The sequence below is a fragment of the Tautonia marina genome, assembly GCF_009177065.1.
In the GTDB taxonomy this organism is placed as follows: Bacteria; Planctomycetota; Planctomycetia; order Isosphaerales; family Isosphaeraceae; genus Tautonia; species Tautonia marina.
Window position 1 is genome coordinate 334,439 of the sequence record NZ_WEZF01000001.1, and the last position, 17,672, is coordinate 352,110.

Annotated in this window: 14 protein-coding genes; 7 read left to right on the top strand and 7 right to left on the bottom strand. The window is 65.8% G+C overall.

The window, feature by feature from the left end:
- Positions 1-13: 13 nt before the first annotated feature.
- Positions 14-889 (top strand): HEAT repeat domain-containing protein, encoded by an 876-nt coding sequence (locus GA615_RS01275; RefSeq protein WP_152049442.1) that lies wholly within the window; start codon positions 14-16, stop codon positions 887-889.
- A gap of 78 nt (positions 890-967) precedes the next feature.
- On the opposite strand, the gene GA615_RS01280 is transcribed toward GA615_RS01275, so the two are convergent.
- The gene (locus tag GA615_RS01280; protein WP_152049695.1) at positions 968-1,858 is read right to left on the bottom strand and encodes a LysR family transcriptional regulator; all 891 of its coding nucleotides are present in this window, start codon (positions 1,856-1,858) and stop codon (positions 968-970) included.
- A gap of 18 nt (positions 1,859-1,876) precedes the next feature.
- On the opposite strand from GA615_RS01280, the gene katG reads away from it, so the two are divergent.
- Positions 1,877-4,459 (top strand): catalase/peroxidase HPI, encoded by a 2,583-nt coding sequence (gene katG / locus GA615_RS01285; protein ID WP_390622209.1) that lies wholly within the window; start codon positions 1,877-1,879, stop codon positions 4,457-4,459.
- Between the two features lie 321 nt (positions 4,460-4,780).
- Here katG and GA615_RS01290 read toward each other — a convergent pair whose 3' ends face one another.
- The 3 genes from GA615_RS01290 to GA615_RS01300 all read right to left on the bottom strand — a co-directional run bounded on the left by GA615_RS01290 (position 4,781) and on the right by GA615_RS01300 (position 7,821).
- Positions 4,781-5,896, bottom strand: coding sequence for an MlaD family protein (locus GA615_RS01290; RefSeq protein WP_152049443.1), 1,116 nt, complete (start codon positions 5,894-5,896; stop codon positions 4,781-4,783).
- A 123-nt stretch (positions 5,897-6,019) separates the two neighbouring features.
- Positions 6,020-6,874, bottom strand: coding sequence for an ABC transporter ATP-binding protein (locus GA615_RS01295; RefSeq protein WP_152049444.1), 855 nt, complete (start codon positions 6,872-6,874; stop codon positions 6,020-6,022).
- Between the two features lie 26 nt (positions 6,875-6,900).
- Positions 6,901-7,821 (bottom strand): MlaE family ABC transporter permease, encoded by a 921-nt coding sequence (locus tag GA615_RS01300; RefSeq protein ID WP_152049445.1) that lies wholly within the window; start codon positions 7,819-7,821, stop codon positions 6,901-6,903.
- Positions 7,822-8,292: 471 nt separating this feature from the next.
- Between GA615_RS01300 and GA615_RS01305 the strand changes: the two genes are divergently transcribed.
- The 5 genes from GA615_RS01305 (at position 8,293) to GA615_RS01325 (ending at position 14,652) form a co-directional block, all read left to right on the top strand.
- On the top strand, positions 8,293-9,102 hold the full coding sequence (locus tag GA615_RS01305) for a CvpA family protein (RefSeq protein WP_161602100.1): 810 nt from the start codon (positions 8,293-8,295) through the stop codon (positions 9,100-9,102).
- Between the two features lie 81 nt (positions 9,103-9,183).
- On the top strand, positions 9,184-11,283 hold the full coding sequence (locus tag GA615_RS01310) for a DUF6798 domain-containing protein (protein ID WP_152049447.1): 2,100 nt from the start codon (positions 9,184-9,186) through the stop codon (positions 11,281-11,283).
- Positions 11,284-11,452: 169 nt separating this feature from the next.
- Entirely contained in the window at positions 11,453-12,481 is a 1,029-nt protein-coding gene (locus tag GA615_RS01315) for an ABC transporter ATP-binding protein (RefSeq protein ID WP_152049448.1), read from the top strand.
- Between the two features lie 17 nt (positions 12,482-12,498).
- Complete coding sequence (locus GA615_RS01320; protein WP_152049449.1) at positions 12,499-13,521, top strand: hypothetical protein; 1,023 nt, start codon at positions 12,499-12,501, stop codon at positions 13,519-13,521.
- Positions 13,522-13,590: 69 nt separating this feature from the next.
- Positions 13,591-14,652, top strand: a complete 1,062-nt coding sequence (locus GA615_RS01325; protein ID WP_152049450.1) for an ABC transporter permease — start codon at positions 13,591-13,593, stop codon at positions 14,650-14,652.
- Here the strand turns inward: GA615_RS01325 and GA615_RS01330 are convergent.
- The 3 genes from GA615_RS01330 to GA615_RS01340 all read right to left on the bottom strand — a co-directional run bounded on the left by GA615_RS01330 (position 14,533) and on the right by GA615_RS01340 (position 17,471).
- Positions 14,533-15,426, bottom strand: a complete 894-nt coding sequence (locus GA615_RS01330; RefSeq protein WP_152049451.1) for a hypothetical protein — start codon at positions 15,424-15,426, stop codon at positions 14,533-14,535. The genes GA615_RS01325 and GA615_RS01330 overlap by 120 nt on opposite strands.
- 4 nt (positions 15,427-15,430) lie before the next feature.
- Positions 15,431-16,351, bottom strand: coding sequence for an aminotransferase class IV (locus GA615_RS01335; protein WP_235904971.1), 921 nt, complete (start codon positions 16,349-16,351; stop codon positions 15,431-15,433).
- Between the two features lie 133 nt (positions 16,352-16,484).
- A complete protein-coding gene (locus GA615_RS01340; RefSeq protein WP_152049452.1) occupies positions 16,485-17,471 on the bottom strand; it encodes a sigma-70 family RNA polymerase sigma factor in 987 nt (328 codons plus the stop codon).
- Positions 17,472-17,672 lie beyond the last annotated feature (201 nt).

Here is a 17,672-nt window from a genome sequence, read left to right on the forward strand (position 1 = left end):
AGCAAGCATCGTGATGATGACATCCTTGACGTGTGTGGCAGCCTTGACGGTCCAGGTGGCCCTCGGAGGGCTGGGATTGTTCGACTGCCTCAAGAAAGACCGACACGAGTTCGGCGGGACTGACTGCTGCCTGCGTTGCGAATCGGAGGTGATCAGGGTTCACAACCTGCTGGAAGTCTTGCAGCATCACGTCAGCGTCTCCGAGCGCGTCAAGGCAGCTCGGGCGCTCCGAAGCTACGACTGGCAATGCCACCCGGAAGTGGTTCCGGTGCTGGCCGACGTCTTGCTGATCGACTGCGAGAAGAAGGTGCGCAAGGCGGTTGCCGAAACCCTGGCGAAGCTCCACCCCTGTGACCCGACCGCCCAGGTGGCGCTGGAGCAGTCGGCCATCAGCGACCCGGACTTCTGGACCAGAAAACGCTCCCGAAAGGCGCTGGATCGGATCGAGCGAGGCTGTGGGGCCGACTGTTCGGTCTGCGGGCCGACCTCGGTCGTCGGCACTCCGCTGCCGGTCGAGTACGAGATCGAGCCGGAGCTGCTCCCACCGTTGCGGGCTCCTCGGGTCTACGGCGAGGTGCCGTATGATCGGGTCGCGCCGCTCGATGGGCGACGGGTGCCCAGCCTGCCGCCGCTCGGCGAGTCGGTCCCGGACCGATCCGACCTCCCCGTCCTTCCCGATCCGAACGCGCAGCCCGAACTCTTGCCCCGGCCGATCGAACCGTTCGGCGACGAGCCGCCGGTCGAGGTCGTCCCTCCGGCAGCCTTGCCGGTCCCCAGCCCGCCGTCGGTGTCGCCGTTTGGCGCATCGCGCAACGACGAAAAGCCCTCTCGACGTCCGGCCCGTTCGGCTGGGCCGATCCGGATCTTCACGATCGGCCGACCGAGGTAATCTCCGCCGCCTGGGGTCGCGACGACCCCAGGCACCTCCGCACCCTCAAATGATCGCGGTCGCGCAAGCGGCCTCGCGTCAGCAGTGCGACCCTCCCCCCTTCGACCGCCGCAAGTGGTCGCGGAAGGCGTGGATCAGGCGGCTTTGAAAGCGGTAGGGGTTCCAGACGACCGCGACGGTGCGCGTCGGCTTTTGCCCCGAGAACGACCGATAAACGCGCCGATCACTCTGGTCACACTCGCGCGCCATGGCCGGAATGAGCGAGACGCCATGCGACAGCGAGACCAGCTCTTGCACCATCGCCAGTTGGCTGGTGCGTTCGACGGCGACGGGCTGGAAGGATCGCTGACGACAGAACGACACGATTGTGTCGGACAGGCAGTGGGCCTCGTCGAGCAAGACAAACGGAAACGCTTCCACATCCTTGATGCGAATCTTCTCCTTCTCGACCAGGGGATGATCGGGGGGAAGGACCAGCAGCAATTCTTCCTCAAACAGTTCTTCAAATTCGAGATACCTGGCGGGAACGGGCAAGGCAAGGATGGCCAGATCAATCTCCCCCTGGGTGCAGCTCTTGAGCAAGGCGTCCGTCGTGTGTTCCTGCACGATCAGCGTGGCCTTCGGAAACGCCTGAGAGAACTGCCGGAGGACCCCCGGAAGGAAGTAGGGGGCGATGGTCGGGATCGCGCCCACCCGGACGCGACCGCTTTGGCCGTCGTCCGTAATTTCCGCCTTGGTGTCTTCAAGAATCGTGAGCACCTGTTGCGCTCGGGCTTGCAACAAGGTGCCCGCGTCGGTCAGGCCCACGGACCGGGTCTTTCGTTCGAAGACCGGCTGGCCGAGTTCTTCCTCCAGTTTCTGAATCGACCGGCTCAACGCCGATTGCGAAATCGACAGGTCTTCCGCGGCTCTCGTGAAGTTCTGCCGTTCCGCAACCCGGAGGAAATACCGCAACTGATCGAGGTCCATCATTCACCTGAGCGGGCCATGCGTCTGGTGCATCGGAGCGAGAAGGAAAATGCATTGGGATTATGGGCCTCGCCTTGCCATACTTCAATGGTCGAGGTATGCGGGCCGATGAGGGCAACCTCGAACACCTCGTTGCAGCACTCGATTCGATGGTCGTGCGAATCGTCGACCGAAAGGAGATCGCTGATGACCTTGCGGACCCTTTACCTCTGTGGAGCCGGGGCGTTGCTCGTCACGTCCGTTGGCTTTGTTCAGATCCCCGCCGTACCGACAAAAAGTGTCGATCAGCCTGCCGAAGCCAACCCCAATGCGCCGGTCGCCACGGTGTCTCAGGTCGATGATGCCCAGGGGATTGCCGCCTGCCCGGTGATGGGCAACGTCAATCCTCCGCAGGCCCGGAACACTGCCGCCGGGGCGATGTCGAATGGCGACTGGTGGCCGAACCAGTTGAACCTGGCGATCCTTCATCAGAACTCCCAGAAAAGCAATCCGATGGGAGCGGACTTCAATTACGCCGAGGAATTCCAGAAGCTCGATCTGGAAGCCGTGAAAAACGACCTCCGTGAATTGATGACCACCTCTCAGGACTGGTGGCCGGCCGACTATGGGCACTACGGCCCGTTGTTCATCCGGATGGCCTGGCACAGCGCCGGCACCTACCGCGTCTCCGACGGCCGAGGCGGGGCCGGTTACGGCACCCAGCGGTTTGCCCCATTGAATAGCTGGCCCGACAACGCCAACCTCGACAAGGCTCGCCGGCTTCTTTGGCCGATCAAGCAGAAGTACGGCAACAAGATTTCATGGGCCGACCTAATGGTTCTGACCGGCAACGTCGCGCTCGAATCGATGGGATTCGAAACCTTCGGCTTCGCCGGTGGCCGCGAAGACGTCTGGGAGCCTCAGGAAGACATCTACTGGGGCCCCGAAAGCGAGTGGCTCGGCGACAAGCGATACAGCGGTGACCGTGAGCTGGAAAACCCGCTGGCCGCCGTCCAGATGGGCCTGATCTACGTCAACCCCGAAGGCCCGAACGGCAAGCCCGACCCGATCGCCGCCGCCCGGGACATCCGCGAAACCTTCGGCCGCATGGCCATGAACGACGAGGAAACCGTCGCCCTGATCGCCGGCGGCCACACCTTCGGCAAGGCCCACGGCGCCGCCAGTGCCGACAACGTCGGTCCCGCTCCGGAAGGAGCTAGCCTTCAGGAGCAAGGGCTCGGCTGGAAGAACAAGTACGGAACCGGCAAGGGAGCCGACACCATCACTAGCGGCCTCGAAGGGGCCTGGACCTCCACCCCGACCGAGTGGTCGAACGGCTACTTCGACAACCTGTTCGGTTACGACTGGGAACTGACCAAGAGCCCCGCCGGTGCCTGGCAGTGGACTCCGAAGGAAGAATCGGCCAAGGACACCGTGCCCGACGCCCACGACCCGACGAAGTCGCACGCCCCGATGATGTTCACCACCGACCTGGCCCTGAAGATGGACCCGGCCTACGGTGAAATCTCGAAGCGATTCCACGAGAATCCCGAGGAGTTCCAGCTCGCCTTCGCCAAGGCCTGGTACAAGCTCACCCACCGCGACATGGGACCCGTCTCTCGCCTGCTCGGGCCTGAAGTGGCCGAGCCGCAGATCTGGCAAGACCCGGTCCCGCCCGTCGATCACACCTTGATCAACGACGAGGACATCGCCGAACTCAAGAGCAAGCTGCTTGCCTCCGGTCTGTCGATCTCTGATCTGGCGTCGACCGCCTGGGCTTCTGCCTCCACCTTCCGCGGCAGCGACAAGCGCGGCGGCGCCAACGGCGCCCGCATTCGCCTCGCCCCTCAGAAGGACTGGGCGGTCAACGAGCCGGCCAAGCTTGCCAAGGTCCTGGCGACCCTGGAAACCATCCAGAAGGAATTCAACGACGCCCAGACCGACGACACCAAGGTTTCCCTTGCCGACCTGATCGTGCTCGGTGGCTCCGCCGCCATCGAGGAAGCCGCCAGGAAGGCCGGCCATGACATTCAGGTGCCCTTCGTCCCCGGCCGCACCGACGCCACCCAGGAAATGACCGAGGTCGAGTCGATCGCCTACCTTGAGCCGAAGTCCGACGGCTTCCGCAACTTCTTCGCCAGGGACATCGACCGGCCCGCCGAGGAACTCCTCGTCGATCGCGCCCAGCTTTTGACGCTGACCGCCCCCGAAATGACCGTCCTCATCGGCGGCATGCGAGCCCTCGCGACCAATTCCGGCAGCGGCCCGCTGGCCGATCTCGGCATTCTCACCGACCGTCCCGGCACCCTGACGAACGACTTCTTCGTCAACCTGCTCGACATGGGGACCGAGTGGGAGGTTTCTCCTATGTGTGAACACTTCTTCGAAGGTCGTGACAGCGCGACCGGCGACGTGAAGTGGACGGCCACCGCGGTCGACCTCGTCTTCGGCTCCAACTCGCAACTGCGAGCCATCGCCGAGGTGTACGCGAGCGAAGGTGGTCAGGAGAAGTTCGTCAACGACTTCGTCGCCGCCTGGACCAAGGTCATGAACCTCGATCGATTCGACCTCGATCCGAGCCAGCGATCGAAGCCGCAGGTCGTTGCCTTGCAGCAGCAGTGATCCTCGCATCGCATTAGAAGCAATTGCTATTCGCACGCTTTCAGGGCGATGCGACGTCCTGGAAGTGTCTTTGTTTGGAGTAGATCTTCCATCCTCAAATGATGCGTCACCGCGTAGTCCTGGGTGGCCCCGGTTGCTCGTCAACCGGGGTCGCGGAGCGACGAGCGGTCAGGGGGTGGCCTCCCGTCGCCTCTCGCGGTTGCGTCGCCCCGGTTGGCAAGCAACCGGGGCCACCCAAAGCAATGGGACAACGCATCTCTTGAGGGTGGAAGCGGTCCTACGCGAGAACGATTGGCGGTGGCGTTTGAGGCCCAGTTTGCCTTACCTCCCGTTCAGGACGCCGGTGGAAATCAGCCCCGGGTCTCGTGAAATCTTCTCGGCGAACGAGCCAAACGTGCGCAGGACCGATCGGGCGTCGTTGGCGGCGGCGTCGGCCGATCGGAGGACGAGGCGAACATCCTCGTAAAGCTGGGGATCGGAGACGAGGCGCTGAAGGGTTCCCTTCGTGTTCAATCGTCCCTGTCCGTCGTGCAGATAGGCGGTCAGCACGCTGATGTCGTAGGCAATTTTGTTGGCGCGGAAGAGGACCTGGCCGAGGTTCGTGCGGGGGCTGTCCCCGGGCCCGGCCTTCAGTTCGGCGGCGATCGGTTGCAGGTCGGCCAGCAGCACGTCGAGGCGCTGGGAGGCCGAGGCCACGCGGTTGAGCGTCATTTTCACCTGATCTTTCGTGGCGTCGTCGAAGGCCGAGTCGAGCTTCTCGGCAACGCTCCGAATCGTGGCGACCGTCGGCTTGATCTCAGCCTCGTTCTCCTCCAGCACCCGGCCGAGGTCGTTGGCCACCATCTCGATACTGCGGCCGGTGTTCCCCCAGGTCGTCAGAAACTCGTCAAGCGATTCGGCCTTGCCGACGATCTCCGAAAGGTTCGTGGCGGCGGCCTCGATGGCGACCATCGTGCTATCGGCCCGCTCGAAAATTTTCGAAGCGTCGGTCAGCAGCAGGAACGGATCGGTGGCGACCAGGCCGGTGATCCATCGATCTTCGCGGACGGCTTCGTCGGGCGAGTCGAAGGTCTTCAACGGCTCCGATCCGGTGCCGGAGATCAGGTCGATCGCTACGTCGCCAATCAGGGCCCGGCCGAGCCGGGGGGTAGTCCCTTCTCGGATCATGTAGTTCGGGTCGAGCGAAAGGGTGACGAGGACTCCTTCGGGCTGGTTCGGCTCGGTGAAGGTAAACGCGAAGACCTCGCCCACCCGAACGCCGCTCTTGCGCACGGGGATGCCCCGATCGACGCCCGGGGCTTCGGGAAAGAAAACGGTGACGAAATGCCGTTCCTGAATCAGGGCCGGGGCCTCGAACCAGACGATCAGCATGGTCAGCACCATGCCGGCGACAATGACGAACATGCCGATCCGAAATTGCATCACGCGTTCGTTCATGGTCGGCTCTCTCGCGAGGGGTGGTGATCGTGCTGCGTTGGTCCAAGTATGCCTGGTGCGCGGCTCGGGGGGAGGGGTTTGTGGCGCCGATCCGGAATTCCTGGCCTCCGCGCGGCGGATCGATCAGCCCCGGGCGCTGTTCAGCTCGCTCAGGCGTTCGCCCGCTTCGCCCCGAACAAACTGGCGAACGCGGGGGTCGGGGTGATCCTCGATCGCGTCGGGGGGGCCATCGTAAAGGATCTGGGGCTCGTCGGGTTTCAACCGGGCGAGGGGGTAGAGCATGATCACCCGGTCGGCCACCTTGGTGACGGTCTTCATGTCGTGCGTCACCACCACGCCGGTCGTGTGCTTCGTGCGTTGGGTTTGCAGGATCAGCTCGTTGATCACGTCGCTCATGATCGGATCAAGCCCCGTGGTCGGCTCGTCGTAAAGCATCACCTGCGGATCGAGCGCCAACGCCCGGGCCAGGCCGACGCGCTTGCGCTGGCCTCCCGACAACTCGGCGGGCTTTTTCGGTTCGATCCCGATCGGCAGGCCGACTTCTCGGAGCCGTTCGTGGACGATCCGGCGGAGCATCCGTTCGTCGTACAGCCCGTGCTCTCGGGGGCCGAAGGCCACGTTGTCATAGATCGTCAGGCTGTCGAACAGGGCGGCCATCTGAAAGAGGAAGCCGAACCGGAGGCGGACCTGATTCAATTCGTACGAACTCAGGCGGTTCAGGTCCATCCCTTCAAACAACACCGTCCCCTCGGTCGGTCGCATGAGACCGATCATGAGCTTGAGCAGGACCGTCTTGCCGCAACCGCTCTCGCCGATGATGCACAGCGTCTGCCCCTTGGGCACCCGGATCGTCACGTCTCGCAAAACTTGCTGATGCCGGAAGGTCATGCCGATGCCTTCCAGCGCGATGACCGGCTCGGCCCCTTCGGTCGATCCGGCAACGGAGGCCGTGGACGGGCTGGGCGAGGTGTTGCTCATCGGCGTGCGAATCCCCTCGGGTTGCCTCAGACCAGGGTGTCGGCCTCGGGCCAGATCGCGATGTAGAACTTGTTCCAGGTCAGACCCAGGCAGAAATCGAGAAAGAGGATGGCCACGAACGACGTCACAAACGCCTCGGTCGCCGCCTTGCCCACCCCCTCGGCCCCGGCCGAGCAGTTGAAGCCGCGATGGCAACTGATCAGGGCGATCGCCGCGCCGAAGAAGTAGCTCTTGAAGACCCCGGCGAAAATGTCGATCCCGCCGACATACGACCTTGAATGCGCCCAGTAATGGTACGAATCGACCCCGAGCATCTGCGTGGCCACGACCGCCCCGCCGATGATCCCCATGAAGTCGGCCATCAAGGTCAGCAGCGGGATCAACAAGACGCAGGCGAGCAACCGGGGAACGGCCAGATAGGCGATCGGGTTCGCGCCGAGCACGTCGAGCGCGTCGATCTGCTCGGTCACGCGCATTGTGCCCAGCTCGGCGGCCATGGCCGACCCGACCCGACCGGCGAGCATCGTCGCGGCCAGGACCGGCCCCAACTCCTTGACCAGCGAGATATTGATGACCGACCCCAGCCGCGTCTCCATCCCCATTGCCGCAAACTGCCGGTGCGCCTGCACGGCCAGCACCATCCCAATGAACATCCCCGTAATCGCCACCACCGGCATGCTCTTGACGCCGATCAGGTAGAAATTCGGCACCAGGGTCGCCCACCTCGGCCGACGGCGGAGCAGCCACATCAGGGTCAACGCCGAGAAGACGGCCACATTGCCGACCTCGGCCACCACGTCGAAGAATTGCTCGCCGAGTTTTTGGACCGGCGAGTCCTCGGGCGGGCGAGCCGGCGCGGGGCGGGGTGCTGAAGGGGGTGAACTCGACGCAGTCGTTGACGACGACGACGACGAAGGAGAGGGGGCGTCGGCGGTCCTGGCTTCCATGACGAGGGCTCCTGGCCCCTGGCCCGATCGCTCGGCGATGGCGGTCGGTCGGTCGTTCGGGGTCGGCCGTGGCGGGTGTCCGGGCGAGGGGCATGCCTCCGTGCGGGGGATGACCGGTCCGATCGACGACGGCTCAGGCTCAGGCTCAGGCTCAGGCTCGGATCATCCCACACCCATTCTCTGCGATCCTGCGCCGTTGGCAAGCCGAAGATCTGCGAATGGCAGCACTCGGCAAACCTCCGAGCGGTTGCTGCCCGGGGCCAGTCGCCCTTGTGCGATGAGCCGAAGTTCGGAATGATCGCGTCTCAAGAGGCATCGCGCTTGCAACGCTCATCGGACGCCTCGCAGGCCGCCGATCGTCTGGAAATGGCCGTCAGCGGTTTTCCCCTCAAGATCCGCCTCCCGACACCGAACATCTCAGTATCAGGATCGGATGCGCGTTGCCTGGGTGGGCGGAAGGATGAGACTGCGATGGGAATGGACGTTATCCTCGGCGCGATGGTGGTGATCGCTGCCCTTCGAGGCTGGTTCCGAGGGTTTTTCGCGCAGGCCATCCGCATCGGGGGCCTGGTCGGAGGAATCTACCTCGCCGCCCCCCTGCGCGACCTGGCCCGGCCGATCGTCGCCGCTCGCCTGACCTCGATGACGCCCGAATTACTCGATCGCCTCCTCTGGTGGGTGGCGTTGGTCGTGGCGTTCGTCGTCCTGACCGGCGTGGCCACGGGCATCCTCATGGCCTCTCGACGCCGGATCACCCGCGATCGAATCGCCTCCGGAGTGGCCGGCCCGTCGCACCGCGGCGACCAGTCGGCCGGCGCCCTGCTGGGGGCCGCCAAGGGGGCCATTGTCGTGGCCTTCCTCCTCTCGGCCATCCAGCCGTACATGCCCGAGTACGTCGCGTCGGGCGGCTGGGTCGGCGAACAGGTCGAAACGTCGTATGTCCTTGCCTGGTCAGCTCGTTACGAGCCGGCTCGCCGCCTCTGGGAAGCCGAGCCGGTCCAGGCCCTCGTCACCCACGTCCGCCAGATGGGGCTCGGAGGCACCGACTCCGACGCCGACGCCGACCCCGAATCGACAGGCTCGGAGGACGACTCCCGCGGCATCTTCGCCATCGAGGCGTCCCAGCCCGAAACCCAGGCCCGCGCCCCGGCCCGTCGTCCGGCCCCCCTCGCGGTCGAATCGAAGCCCTCGGAGCCGCCGAAGGATCTCCAATCCGCCCTGGAGGAGGTCCGCCGCGACCTGGAAAAGCTCGACGCCTTGCGCAACCTCATGCCTCGCTGAGCTTGACCCCCTCGGCAATCGTCGGCACACTCCCCTGGCCGGGCATCGCGCAGGAGGAATGCCCGGGGGAGTCTTTTTGCCATGCGCGACGGATCGCCCGAACTCGACCAGCCTCGAACCGCCCCGACCTGGATGGCCTACGCCCTGCTGTTCGGCCTCTCGCTCACTCTGGGCGGATATCGTTCGCTCGACGGCGACCAGGCGTATCGGCTCCCCTTGCTCCTTCATCAGCAAGATCCCGCCGTCTTTGCCGATGACCCCTTCATCCGCGCCTTCGACGCCTTCAACCCCCACCGGGGTTATCTCACCTTGCTCGACGGCCCAAGCCGCCTGATCGGCTTACCCGCCGCCTTGTTCCTGCTTTACGCGATGACCTACGGGGTGACCTGCCTCGGCGTCCGATCGCTCGCCAGGTCAATCTGGCCCAAATCGGGCGAATGGGTCGGCGTGCTGGCCGTCGCGCTCCTCTTGCTGGCCGATGCGGGGAACATCGGCACCAACCACCTGTTCGAGCCGATGCTCCTCGACCGCCTCATCGCCTTCGGCCTGGGATGGGTGGCTCTTGCCCTGTTCGTCCGCGGCTTCGAGCGGTGTTCGATTTCCCCCTCACCCGACCTTCGGGCCCCCCCTCGCTCGATTTGGGGGCGAGGGATGGGAGTCCTGGCCATCGCCGGGCTGATCGGTCTGGCCGGTCTGGTGCATCCGGCGCTCGGGATGCAACTGGGCATGCTCCTCGCCGCCGGCTGGCTGCTGGGGCTGATCGTGCCGGGGCGATTGGCGATGGATCGGCGATCGGCGGCCCTCGGCCTCGTTGCCCTGGCCGTGGCCCTGCTGCCGACGGCCTTGATGCAGGCCCCTCAAAAGGCGGCCCTGTTTGAGGGGCTCGACCCGGAAACGTTCCGCGTGCTCAGCTTCACCGTTCAGGGTCCGCAGCACATGCTGCCGCACCTCTGGCGGCCGATGCAGTGGCTCGCCTGGTTCGCCTACGTGAGCCTGGCGGGCGTGACCCTCTGCGATCTCGGGCGGCCGTGGTCGGTGGCTCGATCCCGCTGCGTCGCCTTGCTCGGTATCCTGCTCGCGGCGTTGGCGCTGGCCTGGGTGGCGATCGAGGTGCTTGGCGATCCTCGCGTGACCATCTTCCAGCCCTTCCGCATGGCAACCGTCGTGCGAGGGCTTTGCCTGGTCGTCATCGCCGATCGCATTCGATCGCTCGCCATTCGGGGGGATTTCGGTGGGATTCTCCGAGCCGCGTTGCTCGTTTCGGGACTCGGAAGTGACGGGGCAATGGTGGTCGCCGTCGCCACCGAGCTAACCTGGACCCTCGGCGATCGCCTGCGACTCCCCCGCATCGCTGCGTCCTGTGGGTTGGCGGTACTGGCCGGAGGGATCGCGTATCTGTTCCGGCACGATCCCGAAGCGGGATACGTCCCGTTGCTGCTTGGCCTGGGTGGGGCGATGCTCGTGGGAGCCTGGCGTTTTCGAATCAGACACGTGCCCGCCTGGACCCCCGGCCGGGCGATCCGCTTAACATGCATCTCCTTTGCCGTGCCGGTGCTGGCCGCCCTCGCCGCGATCGCGCCCGCCGACGGTCCTGCCTGGCTCCAAACCACCCGCGAGGCCCTCATCAGTCGTTGCCGGTTTGCCGAGTCCCCCACCGACGACGTGGAACGCCTGGCCCTCTGGGCTCGATCGCACACTCCGCCCGATGCCCGATTCATCGGCCCGCCCGGTCCGAAGACCTTCCGCCTCTGGTCGCGCCGCGAGGTCGCCTTCAACCGCGCCGCCAGCCCGTACGACGGCCACGGCCTGGCCGACTGGGCCGCCCGATTCGCCGATCACGTCGGCTTCGAGGGGGATGTCGCCTCCTTCGCCCGCGCCTACCTGACCGATCGCCACGCCCTCGAACGCCGCTACCAGGAGATGCCCGACGCCGATCGCGCCGCCCTCGCCCGACGCCAGGGGGCCGATTACGTCCTGGCCGCCGCTCCCGGCGATCAAGCCGAATCGGACGACGACTCCCCGCTCGAACTGCTCCGCATCGACGGTCGTTACGCCATCTACCGGCTCCGGGAGACCCCTGCCCACGATTCGCCCTTGCGACTGGCCGATCGACGATCCGCGAAACCGGACCGCGCGCAGAGACGCAAGGATGCAGAGGAGCGGACCCTCCCGATCCCTTGATCGGTCCCTCACCTCGTTCCTTGCTCCTCCCGTCTCCTCCTCTCTGCGCCTCCGCGTCTCTGCGCGCGATCTTCCCCCCTCCTGTCCTCCTGCCCCCCGACTGACTAGAATAGCGTCTTGTTCGGCCAACGCCTCCGCCTTGCCCGTAGCCGCCCTGAGTCCTTCCCCCATGTCCAATCCTTCCCCCGGCGACCTGGCCATCCGCGTTCAGAACCTCCGCAAGGTCTACCCCGCCCGCACCGGCCCGGTTGTGGCGGTGGATGGGCTCGACCTTGAGGTCGTCTCCGGAGAGTGCTTCGGCCTCCTCGGACCCAACGGCGCGGGCAAGACGACGACGGTCGAGATCCTCGAAGGCCTGAACGACGCCACAAGTGGCGAGGTCGAGGTCCTCGGCCGCCGCTGGGAGACCGAAGCCGACGCCATCCGCGAGCGCATCGGCGTCACCCTCCAGGAAACCCGTTTCCCCGAGAAAATCACCGTCCGCGAGCTGCTCCAACTGTTTCAGAGCTTCTACCGCTCCGGTCCCGACCCCGATTCCCTCATGCCTCTCGTCTCGCTGGAGGCCAAGGCCGACGCCTACGTCGAGACCCTCTCCGGCGGCCAGCAGCGCCGGCTGGCCGTGGCCCTGGCCCTGGTCGGCGATCCCGAACTCCTCTTCTTCGACGAGCCGACGACCGGCCTCGACCCCCAGGCCCGCCGCCAGCTTTGGGACGTGATCCGCAACCTCCGCCACCGCGGCCGAACCATCGTCCTGACCACCCACTACATGGACGAGGCCGAACGCCTCTGCGACCGAATCGCCATCGTCGACCACGGCAAGGTCATCGCCCTCGGCACGCCCGACGAGTTGATTTCGCGGCTCGGCGGCGAGCACATCATCGAGTTCAGCCTCGGCGGCGACGGCCCCGCCTTGCTTCCCGAAGCCTTCGCCGACCTGCCCAGTGTCGCCTCCTCCCGCACCGAAGGTGACGCCTTCGCCCTCGCCGTCCACGAGCCCCACGCCGCCATCCCGGCCCTGCTCGACCGCCTCGAAGACCAGGGCCGCCCCTTGCTCCGCCTCACCACCCGCCGCGTCAGCCTCGAAGACGTCTTCGTCGCCCTCACCGGCCGCCACCTCCGCGAAGACGGCATCGACCCCACGAACGGCGAGGCCCCCTCACCCGGTCGCGGCCGCCGACGACGGTCGAGGGCGGGGTGATGTGCGATCCTCTGAACATGCCTGGTACCGCTTCCAATGAAATAGGGTGGGTTTCTCCCGGGTGGCCCCGGTTGCTCGTCAACCGGGGTCGCGGAGCGACGAGCGGTTTCGGTGCGGCCCCCCGTCCCCTCGTGCGGCTGCGCCGCCCCGGTTGGCGAGCCACCGGGGCCACCCACAACGCATCATTCGAGGGTGGAAGCTGGACTGGCACGATTGCCGCACTGATCCTGGGCCTGTCCTTTCCAGCCGAGTGCCAACCTGGCGACGACTTTCCCGAGGACCTGCGCCGGTGGATCGCCACCGAGCCTCCCCAACTCGAATCCGAGCGATGGTGGGCGGCTCAAGAGAACTTCGAGTATGAATGGGTCGTCTCACTGCGCGACGGTGTGCCTCGGGTCGATCGGCGCGACGTGAGGAGCGAGGAGATGGAGCCGCTCCCCTTCGTCATCGAACCGGGCTCCTCTCGTGATGGGCTCGCGGGTCGGAGGTATGCGATCCGGGTGATCGACGGCTGGCTGGTCGGTTTCAACGGCGGGGAATTCGGCGCGGGGCTCTGGTGGTTCTCGCCCGACGGGAGCCAGCGCGTGAAGCTCGGGGAAGCCTGGATCAACGGCTTCCTCCGGACCGAAACCGGCATCTGGGCCATCGAGGGCCTGGCCCACGGAGCCGATGACTCGGGTCAGCTTCTCCGGATGGTGCAAGCCCCCGGCGGCCGTTGGCAGGCCGAACGATTCCTTGACCTGGGGCAAACCCCCGCAGTCTTCGCAGAGGACGCCGACGGCGGTTTCGTCGTCGCGACACGCGAGCGGCTGATCCGGGTCGATCCCGCCGCCAAGACCATCACAACCTTGATCGAAGAGGTTTTCTGGCAAGGGCTTGATCCCAATTCCATGGTCGTCACCCCAGCCGGGACGATCCTCATCGGGATGCGGCATGGCGTGGCCAGAATCGAGCCGGGGAACGACGGTCATTCCCGGGTCCATTGGCTCTTGCCGAATCAATCATTCGTGGACTTGAAGCCAGTGGAAGGGTTCAAGTAAGGATCGCCCCGACCTCTTCTCAGTCCTGCCTCTCAGACCGCACAAACACCCTGGACAAATACCTCTGCCATGCCCCGCTCCTCCTCCCTCTGGCAACTGTACCTGGCCCGGCTCCGCGAGTTTTACCGCCAGCCGGCGCGGATCTTCTGGGTCTACGGCTTCCCGATCGTCCTGGCCGTGGTGCTGGGCCTGGCGTTCAACTCCGGGGCGCCCGAGGTGGTGGTGGTCGATCTGGTCGAGACCGGCGAGTCCCGGACGATCTTCGGTCTCGTCGCCTCGGCGGTCGATCCGGAAGACGGCCGAGTCGGCGTGGCCCTGAATCTGGTCGGGCCGGAGGAGGCGGCGATTCGGCTCCAGCGCGGGCAGACCCCCCTGGTCGTCGAGCCGACCGGCCCCAACGAGGTCCGCTACCGCTACGATCCGACCCGTCCCGAGGCCCTGGCCGCCCGAGCCGCGTTCGATGACGCCTACCAGCGGGCGCTCGGCCGGGAAGATGTGGCCGATACCACCAACGCCATCATCGACGAACCCGGATCACGTTATATCGATTTCCTGATCCCCGGTTTGATCGGCGTCAACGCAATGGGGGGCGGCCTCTGGGGAATCGGCTTCCTGCTCGTCAACTTCCGCATCGGCAAGCTTCTCAAGCGGTTCCAGGCCACGCCGATGCCCCGCCGCAATTTCCTCCTGGCGATCCTCGGCGCCCGGATCACCTTCCTCATCCCGGATCTTGCCATCCTCCTGACGCTCGGCGTCGTCGGCTTCGGCATGCCGATCCGGGGGAACCTCGGCCTGGTCATTCTGATGGACGTGGTCGGCGCGCTCGCCTTCGCCGGCATCGGCTTATTGGTCGCCAGCCGGGCGCAGACGACCGAAACCGTCAGCGGCCTGATGAACCTGGTGATGATCCCGATGTGGCTCTTCTCGGGGGTCTTCTTCTCCTACGAGCGCTTCCCCGAGGCCATGCTCCCGTTCATCAAGGCCCTGCCGCTCACGCAACTGGTCGATGGCCTACGGCGCGTGATCCTCGAAGGGGCGGCCTTGATGGACGTCGGCTCGAACCTGCTCATCCTCGCCGCCTGGGCGGTCGTTACCTTCGCCATCGCCCTGCGCATCTTCCGCTGGAGCTGAATCGAGCGCGGGCTCCTGTTCTGGCTCTGATTCCGATTCCGATTCCGGTACGGGTTCCGGTTCGTGCCGGATGACCGGGTGGAGAAAGACCTCCAGAAAATCTCCCCAGAACCCGCGAGGGCCGGGCGAGTCGGGCAGGGGGGGAACGTCTTCCTCATCCACCAGCTGCACAAAGAACGACGCCTTGGCCAGCAGCTCGACATCGAGAAACCGCGACGACGACTGCGGCGGCAGTTTCTCCAGCGCCTCTCGGCGGTACAGGCGACAGGGGGAATGCACGTCTCGCAACGGAACCGCAAACAAGAACGCCCACGGTCGGCAGGCGAGCCAACGCGCCACCCGCCCCACGAACGACCGCCGCCGCCGACCGATCACATGATCGGCGTGGTCGATCGCTTTGAGCAACGGGTTCAGATGGGCCTCGGTCCACGGCTCCATCGCCGTGGTCACCAGCACGAGGGGCAGATCCGCCCCCTCCAGGGCTCGCTTCAGGCGATCGGCCCGTGATTCGTACTTGTACGGCTCGATGACGATCCGCAAGGGGCGTCCCCTGCCACCGAGCAACTGGCGCAAGCGCTCCGCGACCGCCTCGGCCTTTGTCTCGTCCTCGGTCAGCACGATGGCCCAGATCCCGGCCGTTTTCGGCACCGGATCCCGGACGGCGTGGGCGTCGAGCGGGTGGAGCGGCTCCTCAAGGCTCGTGCCCGAGGCCGAGGTGACCTCCGTCTCGATCGGATTCGGCGGTGGCTCAGGCGTCTGTGCTGTCGAGGCCAACGGGTCAGGCTCCCGCGCTGGAGGCACCGACCGGCGATCCGGTCGGGATCGGTTCGAGCCCGTCCCGGAAGCGTCGGACCGCCTCGGTAAAGCCGGAGACGAGGCGACGGGCGATCGGCCCCGGCTGGCCGTCGCCGATCGGCGTCTCGTCGATCCGGGTTACGGGAACGATCTCCAGGGTCGTGCCGCTGAGCATCACCTCGTCGGCCCGGTTCAGGTCGTCGAGGCTGATCGTCGCCTCAGCGAACGGGATGCCGAGCGACTCGGCCAGCTTGAGGATGAACCCCCGGCTCGTCCCCGGCAAAATCCCCGGCCCTTCCGGCGTTCCTTCGAGCCGGCCGTCGCGCACCCAGAGTAACGACGAATGCGTCGCCTCGGTCACGATTCCGTCCCGATCGACCAAGACCGCCTCGATGCACCCCCCTTGGTGCGCCGCTTCGTTGGCCAGGACGTTGCCGAGCAGGTTGACCGACTTCACGTCGCACCGCTTCCACCGCAGGTCGGGATGGCTGACCACGGGCACGCCGGTCTGGCGACGCTCGGCGGTGCTTGTGTCGTCGTACGGACCGACGATGATCAGCTCCGTCGGCGGAGTCTCCGGCTCGGGGAAGCGATGACGACGCGGAGCAACGCCCCGGCTGATCTGAATGTAAACCGTCCCTTCCTCGATCCCGCTCGCGGCGATGGTCCGGTGGATGCGGTCGGTCAGCGCCTTGAAATCGACCCCTTCAATCCGCATTTCGTTCAGGCTGCGCGTCAGGCGGGCCAGGTGCTCGGCCTCCAGCCACATCCGGCCGCTGTAGAGCCGCATCACTTCATAAATGGCGTCGCCGAACAGGAAGCCGCGGTCCCAGACCGGGATCTTGGCCTCGGAGGCCGGCATCTGTTCGCCGTTGAGGCAAGCCAGAGGCTCGATGGACGACATTGGCAGACTCTCGGTCAACAGGCCCAGAAACGAGGTTCGATTGCGACCACGATACCCCGGCGCAGGGGGGCGAGACAAGCAGACCCCCCGAGCCGGGGCACCCGTTCTTCCTCTCCGTCATCGGCCGGGGAGTTCACCCTCGGGCGCTCCCGCCAAGGGCCGGTTGGCACTCCATCGAGTTCTGCCAGGCTCGTTTCAGTTTGCGGAGGGCGGTCGCCTCAAGTTTTCGGACCCGATCTCGGGTCAGGCCAAGGGTCTCGCTAATCTCGTTCAAGGGTTTCGGCGGCCCCTCGTCGAGGCCGAGGTGCAGGGTCAACACGTCCCGTTCCATCGGATCGAGCAGGCTCAGACCGTGCCGGAGGGTTTGCTGGCACTCCAGAAGGTCGAGCCGGGCCTCAGGCTGTTCCACCTCGGCGACGGCCTCGGCAAAGGAGGTGTTCTCCTCCGAGGGAGAACCGACATGGCACCGATGCGCCCGCAGGGCCTGCTCGACGTTCTGTTTCTGGGCAAGACTGAGCCCGAGTCTCGCGGCGATCTCGTCGTGGCTTGGCGGGCTGCCGGTTTGTTGCGACAACTCGCGCTCGACCCGATGCCATTTCGTCAGCAGGTTCACCAGATAGACCGGCAGCCGGATCGGGGCCGTCGTGGTCTTCAAGGCGCGTTGGATCGACTCCTTGATCCAGTAACTCGCATAGGTGCTGAACCGAACCCCGAAGCCGGGGTCATAATCCTGCACGGCCCGCAACAACCCCAGGTTTCCTTCCCCCACCAGGTCCTCCATCGGCAGACCTCGCCCGAGGAAATCTCTGGCAATCGCCACGACCAGGCGCAAATTGGCCAGCGCAAGGCGTTCCCGGGCCTGTTGATCCCCCCGCAGGCTCGCCTCGCCCAGCGAGCGTTCCTCGGCCGCGCTCAGAAGCGAGTACGGGTGGATCTGTTCCGAGTACGTGTCGAGCGGCCGGTCGGAAACGCCCGAGTCGTCCCGCAGGCGAACGACCCGAACCGGCCGAGCCGTCCGAGGTGGCCGCACGCTCGTCCGAGCGGTTCCGCGTTCGGGCTGCCTCGCCCGTCCCGTCGTGGTCCGACCCGATCTGTGGGGAGCAATACTGGTATACGACATGGGAGTTCACCTTCGAACACGACGGCCCTCGGGCCGCATCCCATCGTCCACTTCGGTCAAGATTCCCCGACGCCTCCCATGCTCGGAGACAGCGAGGCTCCGTTCTCCTACACGCAACGCAACACACCGAGAAGGACCGCCTTGGTCCGCGTCCACGTCCCGACTCGTCCGAACACAAAAACCCCGATGACCGAGGACCAA

Excerpts from the sequence above, each read along its gene's own strand:
- GA615_RS01275 (WP_152049442.1), top strand. The coding sequence starts at position 14 with ATGATGACATCCTTGACGTGTGTGGCAGCCTTGACGGTCCAGGTGGCC.
- GA615_RS01280 (WP_152049695.1), bottom strand. The coding sequence starts at position 1,858 with ATGGACCTCGATCAGTTGCGGTATTTCCTCCGGGTTGCGGAACGGCAG.
- katG (WP_390622209.1), top strand. The coding sequence starts at position 1,877 with ATGCGTCTGGTGCATCGGAGCGAGAAGGAAAATGCATTGGGATTATGG.
- GA615_RS01290 (WP_152049443.1), bottom strand. The coding sequence starts at position 5,896 with ATGAACGAACGCGTGATGCAATTTCGGATCGGCATGTTCGTCATTGTC.
- GA615_RS01295 (WP_152049444.1), bottom strand. The coding sequence starts at position 6,874 with ATGAGCAACACCTCGCCCAGCCCGTCCACGGCCTCCGTTGCCGGATCG.
- GA615_RS01300 (WP_152049445.1), bottom strand. The coding sequence starts at position 7,821 with ATGGAAGCCAGGACCGCCGACGCCCCCTCTCCTTCGTCGTCGTCGTCG.
- GA615_RS01305 (WP_161602100.1), top strand. The coding sequence starts at position 8,293 with ATGGGAATGGACGTTATCCTCGGCGCGATGGTGGTGATCGCTGCCCTT.
- GA615_RS01310 (WP_152049447.1), top strand. The coding sequence starts at position 9,184 with ATGCGCGACGGATCGCCCGAACTCGACCAGCCTCGAACCGCCCCGACC.
- GA615_RS01315 (WP_152049448.1), top strand. The coding sequence starts at position 11,453 with ATGTCCAATCCTTCCCCCGGCGACCTGGCCATCCGCGTTCAGAACCTC.
- GA615_RS01320 (WP_152049449.1), top strand. The coding sequence starts at position 12,499 with ATGCCTGGTACCGCTTCCAATGAAATAGGGTGGGTTTCTCCCGGGTGG.
- GA615_RS01325 (WP_152049450.1), top strand. The coding sequence starts at position 13,591 with ATGCCCCGCTCCTCCTCCCTCTGGCAACTGTACCTGGCCCGGCTCCGC.
- GA615_RS01335 (WP_235904971.1), bottom strand. The coding sequence starts at position 16,351 with ATGTCGTCCATCGAGCCTCTGGCTTGCCTCAACGGCGAACAGATGCCG.
- GA615_RS01340 (WP_152049452.1), bottom strand. The coding sequence starts at position 17,471 with ATGTCGTATACCAGTATTGCTCCCCACAGATCGGGTCGGACCACGACG.